Annotated in this window: 18 protein-coding genes; all 18 read right to left on the bottom strand. The window is 58.8% G+C overall.

Features of this window, described 5'->3' with window-relative positions; genetic code table 11:
* Window positions 1-8: 8 nt before the first annotated feature.
* Window positions 9-347: a phage tail protein gene (locus ACODSV_RS07200; RefSeq protein ID WP_454843471.1), complete on the bottom strand. Its 339-nt coding sequence runs from the start codon at window positions 345-347 to the stop codon at window positions 9-11.
* Window positions 347-3,163: a phage tail tape measure protein gene (locus ACODSV_RS07205; RefSeq protein WP_454844074.1), complete on the bottom strand. Its 2,817-nt coding sequence runs from the start codon at window positions 3,161-3,163 to the stop codon at window positions 347-349. The genes ACODSV_RS07200 and ACODSV_RS07205 overlap by 1 nt, the downstream gene beginning before the upstream one ends.
* A 24-nt stretch (window positions 3,164-3,187) precedes the next feature.
* Window positions 3,188-3,433: a DUF1799 domain-containing protein gene (locus ACODSV_RS07210; protein ID WP_454844021.1), complete on the bottom strand. Its 246-nt coding sequence runs from the start codon at window positions 3,431-3,433 to the stop codon at window positions 3,188-3,190.
* 62 nt (window positions 3,434-3,495) lie between these two features.
* Window positions 3,496-3,879, bottom strand: a complete 384-nt coding sequence (locus ACODSV_RS07215) for a phage tail assembly chaperone (RefSeq protein ID WP_454844075.1) — start codon at window positions 3,877-3,879, stop codon at window positions 3,496-3,498.
* 9 nt (window positions 3,880-3,888) lie between these two features.
* Entirely contained in the window at window positions 3,889-4,536 is a 648-nt protein-coding gene (locus ACODSV_RS07220) for a phage tail protein (RefSeq protein WP_454844077.1), read from the bottom strand.
* Window positions 4,537-4,607: 71 nt separating this feature from the next.
* Window positions 4,608-5,030 carry a phage tail terminator-like protein gene (locus ACODSV_RS07225; RefSeq protein WP_454844078.1) on the bottom strand — a complete coding sequence of 141 codons (423 nt, stop codon included), beginning with the start codon at window positions 5,028-5,030 and terminating at the stop codon, window positions 4,608-4,610.
* Complete coding sequence (locus tag ACODSV_RS07230) at window positions 5,030-5,599, bottom strand: hypothetical protein (RefSeq protein WP_454844079.1); 570 nt, start codon at window positions 5,597-5,599, stop codon at window positions 5,030-5,032. Before ACODSV_RS07230 ends, ACODSV_RS07225 begins: the two co-directional genes overlap by 1 nt.
* A complete protein-coding gene (locus tag ACODSV_RS07235; RefSeq protein ID WP_454844080.1) occupies window positions 5,596-5,985 on the bottom strand; it encodes a hypothetical protein in 390 nt (129 codons plus the stop codon). Before ACODSV_RS07235 ends, ACODSV_RS07230 begins: the two co-directional genes overlap by 4 nt.
* On the bottom strand, window positions 5,985-6,479 hold the full coding sequence (locus ACODSV_RS07240; RefSeq protein WP_454843462.1) for a DnaT-like ssDNA-binding protein: 495 nt from the start codon (window positions 6,477-6,479) through the stop codon (window positions 5,985-5,987). Before ACODSV_RS07240 ends, ACODSV_RS07235 begins: the two co-directional genes overlap by 1 nt.
* Before the next feature lie 30 nt (window positions 6,480-6,509).
* Window positions 6,510-8,138 (bottom strand): SGNH/GDSL hydrolase family protein, encoded by a 1,629-nt coding sequence (locus tag ACODSV_RS07245; RefSeq protein ID WP_454844081.1) that lies wholly within the window; start codon window positions 8,136-8,138, stop codon window positions 6,510-6,512.
* A gap of 39 nt (window positions 8,139-8,177) precedes the next feature.
* Complete coding sequence (locus ACODSV_RS07250; protein WP_454844082.1) at window positions 8,178-8,408, bottom strand: hypothetical protein; 231 nt, start codon at window positions 8,406-8,408, stop codon at window positions 8,178-8,180.
* 46 nt (window positions 8,409-8,454) lie between these two features.
* Window positions 8,455-9,627: a major capsid protein gene (locus ACODSV_RS07255; RefSeq protein WP_454844083.1), complete on the bottom strand. Its 1,173-nt coding sequence runs from the start codon at window positions 9,625-9,627 to the stop codon at window positions 8,455-8,457.
* Between the two features lie 13 nt (window positions 9,628-9,640).
* The gene (locus tag ACODSV_RS07260; RefSeq protein ID WP_454844084.1) at window positions 9,641-10,408 is read right to left on the bottom strand and encodes a hypothetical protein; all 768 of its coding nucleotides are present in this window, start codon (window positions 10,406-10,408) and stop codon (window positions 9,641-9,643) included.
* An 82-nt stretch (window positions 10,409-10,490) separates the two neighbouring features.
* Complete coding sequence (locus ACODSV_RS07265) at window positions 10,491-10,859, bottom strand: Gp49 family protein (protein WP_454844085.1); 369 nt, start codon at window positions 10,857-10,859, stop codon at window positions 10,491-10,493.
* A gap of 60 nt (window positions 10,860-10,919) precedes the next feature.
* On the bottom strand, window positions 10,920-11,168 hold the full coding sequence (locus tag ACODSV_RS07270) for a hypothetical protein (protein ID WP_454844086.1): 249 nt from the start codon (window positions 11,166-11,168) through the stop codon (window positions 10,920-10,922).
* Entirely contained in the window at window positions 11,165-12,280 is a 1,116-nt protein-coding gene (locus ACODSV_RS07275; protein WP_454844087.1) for a putative phage head morphogenesis protein, read from the bottom strand. Before ACODSV_RS07275 ends, ACODSV_RS07270 begins: the two co-directional genes overlap by 4 nt.
* Window positions 12,255-12,491, bottom strand: a complete 237-nt coding sequence (locus ACODSV_RS07280) for a hypothetical protein (protein ID WP_454843448.1) — start codon at window positions 12,489-12,491, stop codon at window positions 12,255-12,257. The genes ACODSV_RS07275 and ACODSV_RS07280 overlap by 26 nt, the downstream gene beginning before the upstream one ends.
* On the bottom strand, window positions 12,492-13,841 hold the full coding sequence (locus ACODSV_RS07285) for a DUF4055 domain-containing protein (RefSeq protein ID WP_454869442.1): 1,350 nt from the start codon (window positions 13,839-13,841) through the stop codon (window positions 12,492-12,494).
* Between the last annotated feature and the right edge of the window lie 43 nt (window positions 13,842-13,884).

The raw sequence follows: 13,884 nt of genomic DNA on the forward strand, positions 1-13,884 counted from the left end.
GATGGACCTCAGGGATGAAAGGTTTGCTTAAAGGTGGCGGTGATGGCGTAGACCTGGCCTCCGCGGTGAACCGGTTTGTAGCCGTTGCACTTGTAGAGGCCAAGCTCGCCCAGGGGCGGCTCCCATAGAAATCCCTTGGCGCCCTTGTGCCGATCGAGGAACGCTATGATGTCTTTGATACGCCCCTTCAAGCCGGTGAATGTCACCGGCCAGGATTGGGACTGGTTATTGAGGCCATCCTCGACCGATTGCTCGTACCCATCGCCGAACTGCTTGGAGCGAACGCGCTGGACTATATCGCCCTCTGCGCCCTTCTCCGTCGCCCAAGTAAATCGTTCGATAGCCATCACCGCCCCTTGATTGCGTTGTTGATCACGCCACCCTGGCGCATGTCCTTACTCCGTAGCTCCTGATACTTCTGCTCAACAAAAGCCGCCAGCTCCTTGCCAAACATGTCGTAGCCAGGCGCGTCAGCGGTCGAGGATGCGTTCCCGTCGCCATCGATATGCACCTCGACATTGATCTGTGTTGCGCCGGCCCCGCCACCGCCCATGGCCATAACGCCGAGCTTGCCGCTGGATGTCCTGGTCAGAGGCATAATCGCTTCCTCGCCGGCCTCGCCCATTACCCCTGTCTTGCCATTGGCCATACCGAACGCAGTGGGCTTGCTGACAACTGAATTCGTGAACGCGCCGCCGTCGGCGAACATCTGTACGCCGCCCGACCAAGCACCTCCTTTCGCTTGAGGGAAGTAAGTCGAGGAATATCCAGACTGCGAGGCACCCAGCGAAGTAGATGAACTACCACCGAAATACGAACTCGCCGCAGTGGTAGCAAGGCCGAACAATCCACTCAGCGCAGACGAACTGGCCTGACGTGCAGCAATGCGAGCCATGTCAGACAGGATGGACTTGGCAAAGTCAGAAAACGAAAGTTTCCCGGTTAGCGCAAAGTTAACGACCGCATCCTCCATTGAACTGAACGCGTTGGTGAACAGGCTTTTCGTCTGCCCAGCCACGTCGCGCGTCGACTCAAGGTAGTTCTCCCAGGCGGAGGACGCGCCAGATGTCCAATCGCCCTGCGCTGAGGTCATATCGTCGTAGTTGGCGACAACCACATTGCGCAGTTGCTGCTGGCTATCCGATACAGCTTTTAGCTTGGCGTTGTACTCGTCGAGGCTCATGCCGCGCGAGCCATCACCGTACTGGTTAGCCAGGTCGATGCGCTGAGAGTTGGCTTTGTCGTCAATACTGTTGAACTGACCTTGAAGGGCTTTCTGCCGGTCACCCATGCCAAGCCCTGCCGCCTCACGCTGGCCCTGCTGACGCAGAGTTACAGCCTGCTGCTTCAATGCATCGGTATAGGTTTGGATGGCGAGAGATTGCTTCTTAAGGCGGCCCTGTTCATTGGTGGCCAGGATTTCCAGTTCGCTATCTGCGTCCTTTTGGGCCTTGACCATGTTGGTGCGGGCGTCGGCGATCTTCTGGTCTAGCTGAATGCGCTGCTCGCCAGTCGTGCCGGTCTTATCCTTGACGGCTTCCAGGGCCGAGATCTCAGCCTGGTAAGCGCTGGTTACCTCATCACGCTCCGCGCGGATCAAAGCTGTGCGCTGATCAAGGTAGCTCTGTTGCGTGAGCAGGCCGGCCTTCTGCTGCGCCTCAAGCTCCTTCGTGGAGTTTGAGTAAGTGGCCTGCAGATCCTTGATCGCGTTCTGGGCGTCGTTGTAACCGGTCAGATTGAGCTGGTTTGCCTTGCCGGCCGGATCTTTGTTCTTGTCCTTGATGTTCTGGACGTTCTTGGCGACTACGCCTGCTTGGACGAGCGGGTCGTCTGGATTAGCGGCACGAAGTTTCTCAACGTCGCGCAGATACTCCTTGACCAGCTTGTTGCGCTTTTCCTCATTGCTGAGGTTGGAGTCGCTGATCGCCTTCAGCTTGATTGACGCATCAATCCCTTCCTGCTGGACTTGATTGCGATCGCCTATGTACTTGGTACGAGACTTTTCCGCCTCGATCAGCAGCTCAAGATAGGTCAGGTCCTTCTTGTCCTGCTCCGTGCTTCGGGTATCAATACCCATTGCCGCCGCGCGGCCACCGCGACCTTGGTTGGACTGTAGGCGCTGACGGATATCAGCCGCTTGCTGCTCCAAAGTTTGGGAGCGTCCAATATTCAGGGTTGCATCCAGCGCATCAGCGGCAGCAGATTTAATTCCCTTCCAGGCCCTTTCGATCAGTCCCAGGTTTTGGGTGATCTCACCGGTACGGGTATTGATGGTTGATGCGTAGGTGTCAGTGAGCAGCTTGGCGGCGCCGATGGTGTCGCCCTGTTCTTTCAGCGCAACGATCTGCGAGTACACAGCGGCAGTCAGGAAGTTGTACTGATCGTTCAGCTCCTTCGCCGCAGCGACAGGATCTTTCGCAATCTTCGCAAACTCAGCGACAGTTTCGTCGATGGCCTTGCCTGTGGCCTTTTCCATTTGGATGGCGGCAGTGGCGATCTCACCAAAACTCTCACCCGCGATCTGTGTGTTACCGGCTAGCTTCGCCAGCACCTCAGCCGCTGCGCCAGTAGTACCTACAGTCGAACTAACCTGAGTTGCCAGGGTTGCAAGCTGGTCAGCGCTTGTCCCGGCAGCGTTACCCGTCAGGATCAGGGCATTGCTATAGGCGGTGGACTCCTGAGAACCCTTGTAATAGACGAGACCAAGAGCTGCGCCGGCTGCTGCTGCGAGAGTGAATGGATTTACCAGGCCGGCAACATAACCGCCCAGCGCCTTTGCGGCAGGGCCAATCCCGCCGAACATATCCTTGAGCTGACCGCCCTGCTGCAGAAGAACAGTAAGCGGGGCCTGCCCACCTTGCAGGCTGGTAACGATGTCCGTTACCTGGGCCGGGACTCCGCGCAGCGCAGCAGCAGTTTGTGCAGCAGATACACCAGCCGCTGCAGTCTGCTTTCCAAGCTTGGCTGTAGCAGCCTCGGCAGCTTTCGTCTCAGCCGCCATCGCCTTGATAGAGGCGCTTGCCTTCTTGCTCTCGGTGGAAAGGCTTTCCGTGGCCTTCTCTGCCTTCGCGCCGGCCTGAGCCAGCCCGTCAAGCTCGGATGTGCCTTTGGCAACCTCGCCCGTATCGATCTTGATCCCAAGGCTGGCGATGTCTTGTGTCATGCCACTCTCCTGACAATAAATTCACTACGCCTCGGCCATGACAGCGAGCGCTTCGGCCTCCATTACTTGAAGGTCAGGAAATAGTTCGGGGATTTGCCGCTTCTTGATGCCGATGAGGATGGCCACCTCGCGAACGACCGAATAATCCAGTCCGGTGGCACCGCCTGGCCCGGTGCGCCATTGGGTACTGAGCGCATTGAAAAGGCGGAAGGCCGGCCAGTTGTCTGGCCAGATCTCCGTATCGCCTTGATCGAGGTCGGCCAGTGTCAGGCCTAGCTTCGCCAGTTCTTCAGCATCCGCGCCGCGCTCGTACAGGGCGCGCGAAGCGGCAATCAGTTTCCCCGGCGAGCTACCGCATAGGCCGCCTGATAAGCATCAAGAACAGCAGCCGGCGCACCGACGCAGGTGGTGACAAGCTCGGTGATCGACTCATCAGTGAAAGCCTCATCGAAGCTCCAGCCGACGACGATATCCTTGATCTGACCAACTTCGAGAGCGATCTGCCGTTCGGTCGCTTGCTCCCAGGTTGCGCCGTCTTTCATGGCCTCCTTGGCCGCTGCGTCACGCTCCGCATTCCACTTGTCGTAATACTTCGACAATTCCTTGCGGTCCCGGTAGCGGAACTCAAACTCAACCTTGATCAGCTCAAAGCCGACACGAGGAATCTCGACTTCCGCCTTGAACGTGGCGTTCTGGGCAATCTTGAAGCTGGCCATGTGGTTTCCTTACGACAGGTAGCGAACAGGAGCGGCCTGCAGGGCCAGGGAGACGGTGCGCGTCAGGATGTTGCTGCGCGACACGGCCGGCTGCAGCGAGAACGAGGTGTAGGCGCCGTAGTAAATCTTGTCGGTGCCTGGCAGGTTCAAGCGTGCGGCTTGCACAGTCTGGGCGGAATCGGCAGCGATCACGATTGGCACATAGGCCAGTGTCGGATCATCCGCAACAGTCAGAACCATGCTTGCGGCCGCCTTGTCGGTTGGGATCTGGCGGCCTTGGGCGTCTTCGAGGAACACGACGTCCTGATAGTTCTGGTCTCCGCCGGAAAACGCTACGTCGGTGATCTGCGGGATCTGCACCCAGGTCAGGACCTTCTTCAAGCTGCCGACGCCAGAGCCGACCGGGTAAGTCGTGGTGCTGGTGGTATCGATAGCTTCCAGGGTGATCGCGGTGGCAGTCGCTGCCTTCACGCGAACGACCTTGTTGTTCAGCGCAGTCCAACCGGAAGTGACCAGCACAATGTCGCCGACAACCAGAGTAGCGCCAGTCACGGTGCAGATTGCTTCGGATGCGTTGGAGATGGCCGAGAACGGCAGCGCTGCGGCGTAAGTGGCGGCATGTTCAAACGTGCCGCCGTTCGGAATCTTGTAGCCCATGGGGGTTTTCCTCTATGCAGAAATGACAAAACCCGCTAAATGGCGGGCTCTGGGTTTGCCCAATGGGCGGATTAGGTTGTGGTGTCGGCCCGATACTGGATCGACAGCGGCAGCGTGGTGGTCGTGTCGCCCTGCTGGGCCGAGCCTGTAGACATCGGCGAGCGGACGTAGACGGTGAAAGTCGTCTTGGTCAGGCCGAGGTTATTCGGGAACAGCGCGGCGATCTCATCGGCGATCCCTTCAGCGGCGCCGCGACCGATACCGGCCTTGGTCACAACGCTCATCTGGAAGATGCCACGGTAGGCCGTGTGTTTGCCTTCGAGGTCTTCGCTGGTCGTGTTGGCCGGCAGCAGGAAGGCGCGCAGGTAGGTCGAACCGTCCGCCGGCGGCGTGAAAGCGACGTCCTCGTAGGCAATCGGCAGTGCCGGAACCCTGGCGGCCGCCCACGCCTTCAGGCGGCCTTCAAACAGGCTGCGGATGATCTTGTCTGACATCAGGGGAGCTCCGATACGGCTTTATTGATGAACATATGCACTTCTAGTACTGAAATCCTGACGCACCCCGCCGGAGCCTGGCTTGAATGTCCGTACTCGAGCGGCTGGGCGTACGGTAGGTTGTTCATCATCCAGATAGTGCCGACCTGAGTCGTGAAGCCCTGGATGACGTTTATGCCATCGCCTTTCGAACCGTTCCCAGATGGGTCGATGCGCTCCAGCGTGCCGGTCTTAGCCACGTCGAACGACACCTGCCAGTTACCCCGGAAGCGCCCGCCGACATAGCCAGCACCGGCTGTTAAGTCCATGCCATCCTTGATCAGCCGACCTGGCTTCATCCTGCCATTCTTGGACAGGTTCGCCGGATCGGCGCGCAGCTCGGCATTCAGCCTGGCCACTTCGTTGTTGTACTGGGTCGCAGTCGCGTTGGCCGCCCATAGCTCAGGGTTGCCGACGGGGGATCGATCCACCACGGCGCCCAGCAGGTCGATGGCGACCTTCTTGATGACGGTCTCGGCATTGGCTTCGGCTTTCGCTGCGAACGCCTTCAGGTCCAATGCGAAGCTCATTTGCGCGCCTGTACGCTGAAGCCGACAGTAATACCGGCATAGTCCCAAGGGTCAACGTTCTGGACGGTGTAAGTCTCGCCGTCGAACAGAATCTTGTCCTGGCTGATCGGTTGAGGCATATCGGCAGCATTCAGCAGCACAGGAGAGACGAGGAGTTTCACATCACCCTGCTTGATGCGCGAGCCGTCTATATCGCTCTGCTTGTAGGTGTCACGGAAGCCCGAGCCATCGTATTGCACGGTGGTTGGTGAGGACGATCCGGTATCCGGGTCGTATTCCCCAGGCGTGACGCGCACCAGAGATAGTTCTAGGCCGTTTCCACCCTGGCTGCGCGGCGCCAGCATCTCGGCGGCCAGCGCTTTAGCTTCATCATAGATATCGCTCATCAGCTTCTACTCAGCTTTACCTGGCTCGACGACTCAAGCAAGCCGGAGAACTGGGCGTATGACTGTCGCGTAGCCGCAGCCTTTGTAACTATGGAGCTGGCAGCAGCGTACTCAAATTCAAGCGGGCCAACCTTTTTCCGGATGGCTGCTCCTTGCTTGGTTGCTGGGTCTTTCAGGTCATCGGCATAGATCTCCGTGGCCAACGCCATCTGACCGGCCTTGACCTGCGCCGGAATGGTATTGGACGGAAGCAGCCACTTATTCAGGCACACCTCATACCGAGGCCAGCACAGCACCTGGGCAGAACTGACAGTGTGCCCCTTCCATGGCTTGGCGTTCATCTCTAGCGCGGCGCGACGGAGCAACGCCTCTTGCGATGGGGTATCAGCCGGAATCACACGGCCAAAGTTCGCAGCGTACGTTACCAACTCGGCAGCCGTGGCGAAGCTCTCGGCACCTGGAATGATCAAGCCGGTTTCAATTGTCAGTGACATAGATGCCTCAAGCTGACTGAGTCTTTTTGATTACAGGCTATCCACGACGGGCGCGATAATTCCCGCAACTACGGCATACCCGGCGTCGGTCAAATGGATTTGATCGGCCGCGAAGTAGGTCAGGTTTGTGGGGTCTTTCAAGCGTCTATCGGAAGCCACGTCTGCAATCCCGTCGGCAAAGCTCGCGTAGTTATCGCGGATCAGGCCGTTGACAGCCAAATAGTCGACTCCAAACCCGGCGTAGCTGCCAAGGCGAGGCAAGCAAGTAGCAATCACCACCTTGTAGCCGCGTGCCTGTCGAGCTTTGCAGTAGGCGACGATCTTGTCATAGGCCGCAGCACTACTAGAGCTTGTCGCCAGCGTGTTGGTGACTTCCCATGCAACGCAGATGTTCTTGGTCGAGGCGGCAGGAAGCCAAAACAGGTCGCCAAAGAGTGGCGTCCCTGAAAGCATCTGGTCGGTGGTTCGCCCAGGGAATGCATCCGTGCGGACGTCGTAGTTATTGGCGCCCAACAGACTCCACAGCACGCTTGGATAGTTGTTTCCGGTCACAGACGTTGCCTGGGTCTGGCCGCCGGTGCTGTTTGTACCGGATGTCAGGCTGTTGCCAGCACAAAGCACGAACTTCTTGGAGTGGAAACCCCACTTGGCCGCCAGATAGTCATAAACCATCCGGTATTGCTCGTTGGTGAGCGCGGTATTCCATATCAGAATTTCGCTGATGCTGCCTGGCCAAGCAAATCCGCCAGCTGCGATGTCGCCAATAGTCAAAACGCCGGTCAGCCCGAGCGTACCAGTCGCGGTGATGACGTTGTTGTTGGCAGAAGCACCGCCAGGGGCAGCGCTGACCGAGTTGAAATACCGGTCATATTCGTAGGTGAACGATGTCGCGCGATAAACCAGGGCATCAATCCCGCTCGTATTGACGTAGGGAGTGATCGACGGCGCCGGGGAAACACCAGCAAGCGAAAAGCTGCTGCTTTTGGCCGAGTCATTGCGCTGCAAGTACAGGCGGTTCGAGGCAGAGCCAAGGACGACCTTGTTGGCTGCGCCACCACTCGCGGCGCTGACGATGAAGATGGTCATCCCTGTGTCGTACGTACTATCCAGGAACGACGGCGTGACGAACTTGCTGTTGCCGTTGAAGTTGATCGTCGGACGGCCATTCATGCCTGTAGGGCTGTAGGTCGGGAATGTTCCGCTAGCCGTACCGGAGTTGCTGTTGCCGCTCCGATCAGGCCAGATTCCGATCTGATCTCCACTGTTGGCGACCTTTGCGGCATAGCTGGCGGTGTACATGGGCTGAGATGCGTCGAGCCACATCTTCAGGCCTGGAATCTGGTCGGGGGTAGTTGTTATCTGGGTTCCGGAAGCCGCAAGTTTCGTCAGCCTTGAATCGGCGGCTACACTTGCGCTGGACGTACTGATGTCAATGCTTCCCAGCGAACAGGTCACAAGGAATTGCTGCTGCCCACTAAAAGGCCCTATTACTGGGATGCTGCCCACCCCAACTACCCACGACTTGAGCGAGTTATTCCCGCCCAGCGAGGTATCCAGACGATAAACAACACCCGCCGCACCATCCTGCCCCGTTACGCTCAGGGTATAGCCTTCATTTAACGTGATTACTTCTTTCCCGCCGGCAGTGATGCTCTTCATCGTCTAGCCCTTCACTTGTCTGTAGATTTCAGTCTTCGGTTAAGCGGCAGCTTCGAGCAATGCCTGAAGCGAGTCGTACGATGCGTTGCTCCTGAACTCGATGTTCAGCTCGGTCAGTTTGGCCTTGATCTCGGCGGCGGTCAGTTTGGCCTTTCCGTCGGATGATTCATCACCGAGCAGAACGTGAAAGCTCGGGTCAAAGTCAAAATCATTGATCTCGACAAAATCACCCTGGCCTTCACCCCATGGCTTGACTTGAATAACTGGCATGTTTTTCTCCATTGAAGGCCCGGAGCCTGAACTCCGGGCGTTACGATCACCCCAGCAACAGGCCAGCGTGACGCGGCGCGATCATCTTGACGCCCCAGGCCAGGTTGACCTCATAGCGAACTTGGCGTTTCTGCTTGTAGATCGCGAACTCGTAGGTCAGGCCCGATACAGGGTCGGTGACCATCATCACGTCGTCAGCAGCATCGCCGCCTTCTGGCATCGCAGGAGCGCGAGTGGCCAGCTGGATAGCCGAGCGGTGGAAGAACATGTTGCGGGTGGATGCTGCAATCACGGTGATCGCCTTGGCAGCAGCGCTCATTGCAACGCGCAGGCCTGGCTCAGCGATGGTGATCGAGCCGCCGTTGGAGGTGTCCGCATCACCCGAGACAACCACATACTTGTTGGTGTCGCCAGCGAAGGTGATGATGTCACCCGCGAGGATGGTGCCAGTACCAGCCGAGGCCAGAGTGATCACGGTTGCACCAACTGCATAACCGGCGGTGTTGGTGGTGGCAGATGCGCCAGTGCCAGAGATGACACCTTCCTTCACCTGGGCCGAGTTGTGCAGCAGCAGGCCTTGGTATTCTCCCAGGGCGCCCATGCGCAACAGAGCTTCGGCTTGCGGGCCGCCGGTGTTGGTCTGGAACAGGGTGGACATCTTGCCGCGGATGTTTGCAACGGCTGCACCGCCGAGGACCATGTGCATGTCGCTTTGTGGAGCACCGTTGTCGTCCAGGATCTTGCGAGCCTGAGCGAAGTCGCTCATGTCGCCGGAGGTGCCGAACGGAGTGGTACCGGCGGCGCCATAGGCGCGCGAGGTATTGATGTGCAGCGCAGCGAGGTCAGCTTCGACTTCGTTGGTCAGGGTCCGCATGGCTTGGGCCAGGCGCTGGACGTTGATGCTGCCCAGAGTGCCGGCATTGCTCAGGCCTTTGGTTTCTTCACCAGTGATGCCGAACGGAACCGAACGCGCCTTGGTGATAGTCATCTGCACATTGCCGATGGTCTGGTTCGGGGTGTCGGCGGCGTAAGCCGCAGCAACCAGGTCTTCAGCAGCCATTGCGCCAACAACAGGAGAAACAACGGCTTGGCCGACGGCTGCACGCTCCGCAGTGGAGTCGCGGGATACGGCCGGGATGAAACCGACCAGCTCGCGGGATACAACGTCCATCGCTTCCTGAATGGAAGGGATCAGACTGGTGAGGGTCAAAGTGCCCATGCGGTGTTACCTCTTAATCGACAATCTGGATTTTCGCCTGGACCGCCGCTCGCTGATCGAGGGGGCTCAAGGCTTCGTATTGGGTTCGTTTCATGGTCTTGGCCCCCATCTGCACGTTGCTCTGTTGCGAGCCACCGCCATTAGCGGAAGCAGGGAACCAGTGCGGAGCCTTGTCTTTCATGTCGCTGAACCACTCCTTGAGCGTCAGCGGCTTGCCGTCCTTGCCGAATGCGTCTTCTACGGCGACAGGGTTGCCCTCGTCGTCGAGCTTGAAGGTCGCACTGGCGCGGAGCAGCGCATCATCAATTGCGTACTGGTGGAGGCCAGCAGCGGTTGCTTCTGCACGGATGCCGTTTTCAAGGACGCGGCGACTGAACTTGTCAGCCCGAGCCTCGGCAGCCTCGCGAGCGGTACGTTCTTTGGCGGTTTCCTGTTCGAAGCCTGCTTTCATGCGCGTGGTGCGCTTGTCGAGCACTTCGTCGATCTTGCCGGCAGCAATCAGGCCAGCTTCTTCGTCGTTGGCGAACTTCGACAGGATGTTCCGAACCGCATCAGGGTCGATTCCTTCGAAACGAGCAGCGTTCTCGCCGGCAGCCTTAAGCTTGCCGAGCAGTTCGCTGTTCTTGGTCTTCAGGCCGCCTACAGCCGCTTCTACAGCAGCGGCAATCTGCGCCTGCACCTCAGGGGATGGGGCAGGGGGAGTGCCGTCGCCGCCACCGCCACCATTGCCGCCCTCTCCTTCTGGAGCCATCAACGGATACCACTTGCCGAAAATAAACATCTGCTAACCCCTTGGGTCTGTTGGCCGCCTGGCGGCAATAAAAAGCCCCGTCATGGACGAGGCTTGTGTGAATCGTTTTTGCTTACTTGGAGTCTTGCAGGCGCTGCTTGAGCTCGTAGCCCATCAGCGGCCAGATCTTCTGCTCAGCATTCTTGCGAGCGATCTTGCGGCCGATTTCTTCATTGAAGTTTTCCGGGCTGGCACACGCAGACTCACCGGTCACGGTGAAGCCGTTACGCAGTACGAGCACACAGAAGGTCAGCAGCGCCAATTCGCCATGCGCACCGGTAAGTCGTGTCAACTCATCCTGCGAGCTGAAAGCGGCCTGCACACCATCGGCAGCAGTGAAGAAGTATTCGCCGACGATGTTGGCTTGCAGCTCGTCCGGGGTGATGCGCGGCGCGTTCAGGCCCTTTGCTTGGATCGCTTTCTCAATTGCTTCGTCGTTCATGGATTCTCCGCCCATAAAAAAGCCCCGGCGGATGCCAGGGCTATTTGAATTCGTTTCGTGCTACAGCGTGACGCGCTCACCCTTGAGCAGGCACACGACGCACAGCAGCGCCTTCGTCCCGCCAGTTGGCTTGCCGTTCTTCATCAGGACGCCGATCTTGGACTCGATCACCTCACGCCCGCCGCAGCGATGGCACTGAACCATCGCCTCAGGCTTAGGCATCGCACGCACACGACGACGCACCTGCTCGGCCGGGGTATCCGGTGGAGCGGTGCCGTCTATTACGTGGAAGCGGGGCTTGTCGGTCATGCGGCGATCTTAGCAAATGCCGCAGCGTCACGGGCGCGCATCTGGTCGAGTGTCAGCCATTCCCCTGTAGGTGAATAGAAGTCCTCAAGGTCGAGCTTGCCATCCTTCAGCAACTGAGCGCGTACCGGGCCGAGCACCTCGATCTTGCGGGCGTCCGACTGGCGGTTGAGCCATTCGCTGTAGGTGGTACCGCCGGGGACTTGGCCGTCCATGCTCGCGCGCTGGGCCGGGGTCATCTCGTTGAGAGGAATTCCCAGCTCTTTCCAACTCTTGGTCACAGGCGCCGAAGTCGACCGGCAGCACCAGTGGATCTTGCCAGGGCCTTGCAGCCAGGGCACCTTGTGACCGATGGGCTTGTGCGTCACGGCGGTGTACTGAAGCTGGTCACGAATCCTGCACTGGGCGCTGGTCCTATTGTCTAGCGTACTGATCCACCTGTCCGCCTTGATGATCTCTTCGTTGGCCTTGACGAACTCACCCCTCGCAGTCGCTGCTGTGTGGCTCACAGCCGTCCTGACGACCGCAGCAAGGTCTTTCCGGGGCCGCTCAAGGAACCCATCGGAGTATCCAGACGCCCTGGTACCGCGAATGCCGCGAATGATCTGGTCAGTCGTCTTGCCTTCGAGGTAACCGGTGCGGATCGCGTTGCGGATCTTTGTCATCCGGTCGGCGGCGATCTCAGTCCCCCAGTCCTTGAGCAAACGCCCCTGGAATGGCCTTGCCATAGCCGCAGCATAAGCCTGTTCGGCGCTGACACTGGCAATCGGGAAGCGGACCTGCACCGGGTCGGGGATGGTCGTCTCAAACAGCGATTGCTGCCAGCTCACCTCATAGCCTGACAGGTCCTTCAGGTCGCTCTGTAGCTCAGTGGTTACTGAAGCATAGGCCTGAGTGTTGATCAGCCCCACCTGATCCAGCAGCAGTTCCAGGCGCTCAACCGTGAAGGATTCCGCCGGCAGGCGCTCCAATGCAGCGGACAAGGCCGCCGATAGGTCAGCATCTGATCGGTTCAGCAGCGAGATTATCCGCTTGACCACGCCAACCTTATATTTCTCAAGGCTGACCGCATGGGCGACCTGTTCGTCCTCAAGTATCTGGTTGACTGTCAACATTGATCTGCGCCCGCTTGAAGAAATCGTACTGCTCAACCACATGAACGAGCGTGTCAGCCTCGTCGCGCGTAAGGATGCGAGTTACTTCGATAGCGGCAATGCTGCCAGGCTCAAGATTGAGCTTTATGCCAGTCACCAGGCTTGGGTCAAGTCCGACGATATTGCATAGCTGTACCGCGATGTCTCGGCCCATTACATGCTTGATAGCCATTTAGAGTACCCCGAGGCCAGGCCCTTGCGTTGCGATCTTGGCTTGTTCGTCTTCCCACTTGATATCGCTCGACACCACGTTGCGGCGCTGCATCTCCGAGAACAGCGTCTCGTCGGACAGGCGGCCTTGCGATGCCATGTTGAGCAGCAGCGGGAGTGTAGTTTCCGGCGCGAAGTCTACGTCGAAGTTGCCCTGCACCTGCACATGGCCACCTTCAGGAAGGTCACTCAGCTCGGCGAAGTGCTGGAGGATCTGGTCAAGTGCGTCTTCAAGGCCGCTCGCCATGGTTTGAAGCGGGCTCAGCTCCTGAGCTGCCTCTTCCTCGGCTTGCGTGGCAGTCTTCACCGCCTGCTTGTCCTTCTGGAGCAGCTTGGCACCTGCAACGCGCATCTGGTCTTCGAGGTCAGCCAGCGATGTGCGCCCGGCCTCGATCGACGCGCCGGTGTGCTCTACCCACTTCATGTCGCCGTCTTTCGGCAGCTTGGTAGCGGATGCGGTACCTACTTTCAGCTCCCAGGAATCATCATCGATGCCCGAGATCGCCAGCATCGGCACCCGGGCAACGTGCAGGATGTTGTCCTGATCGCTCTGGGACTGCCAGTGCTTGGCGTTGAGATAGGCCAGCTCCAGCAGTGGCGGCCGGGCGGTCATGAACCCTGTACGGTCGGTGTAGAGGGTTGTCAGTGCGATGTGATCGAGAGAGGTCGAGCCTTCCTCGTAAAGCATCCACGTCTTGTTGTCCTTGTCGTCTTTCGTCTCGCGGTAGGTCTGCCAGGCTCCAGGGGTCAGTACGCGGATCTGGTCGATGGACTTGATGCCGAACAGACCGTCTTCCTCTTCGACAGACTCCATGTAACGGAACTGGTCGAGTGAATACTGCCCGTTGCGGTTACTAACGCGCCATCCGATCACCTGCTGAGGGCGGATCATGATGGCGTATGGACGAGCGTTGATAGCCTTAGCGTCAGCCAGGGTAGCCGGCCGCTCGTCGTCACCAGTCTGAATCTTAGGGTACTCAGCCAGCGCATGGCACAGGCCGTGCGACAGCGCTTGAGTGAAGAATGACTTCGCCCAGACCTGCAGGTTATTACCCTGGCGATCAAAGTCCTGAGTCAGCTCAGCGACCTGCGGCGGGACATCTTCACCCAGCACGATCGGCTCAGCGAATACGCGCCCGGCGTTGTTCTTCACCGTCTCTCGGTAAGCCGGGAATAGGGTCGAAAGGCTCAGGCGCTTCCGATAGTCGCAGTCCTCTTCCTTCGGCCACTTCGGCAGCAGCGCAGTGCCAGCCTCACGCATCGCCCGGGTGCCGCCCATCAAAGGATCGACGATGGCCCAGTCTTCGCGCATGGCGTCTACTGCCGGTAGCGTTTTGCTTGGGTCATCAGACATA

The organism is Pseudomonas sp. FG86 (assembly GCF_057808775.1).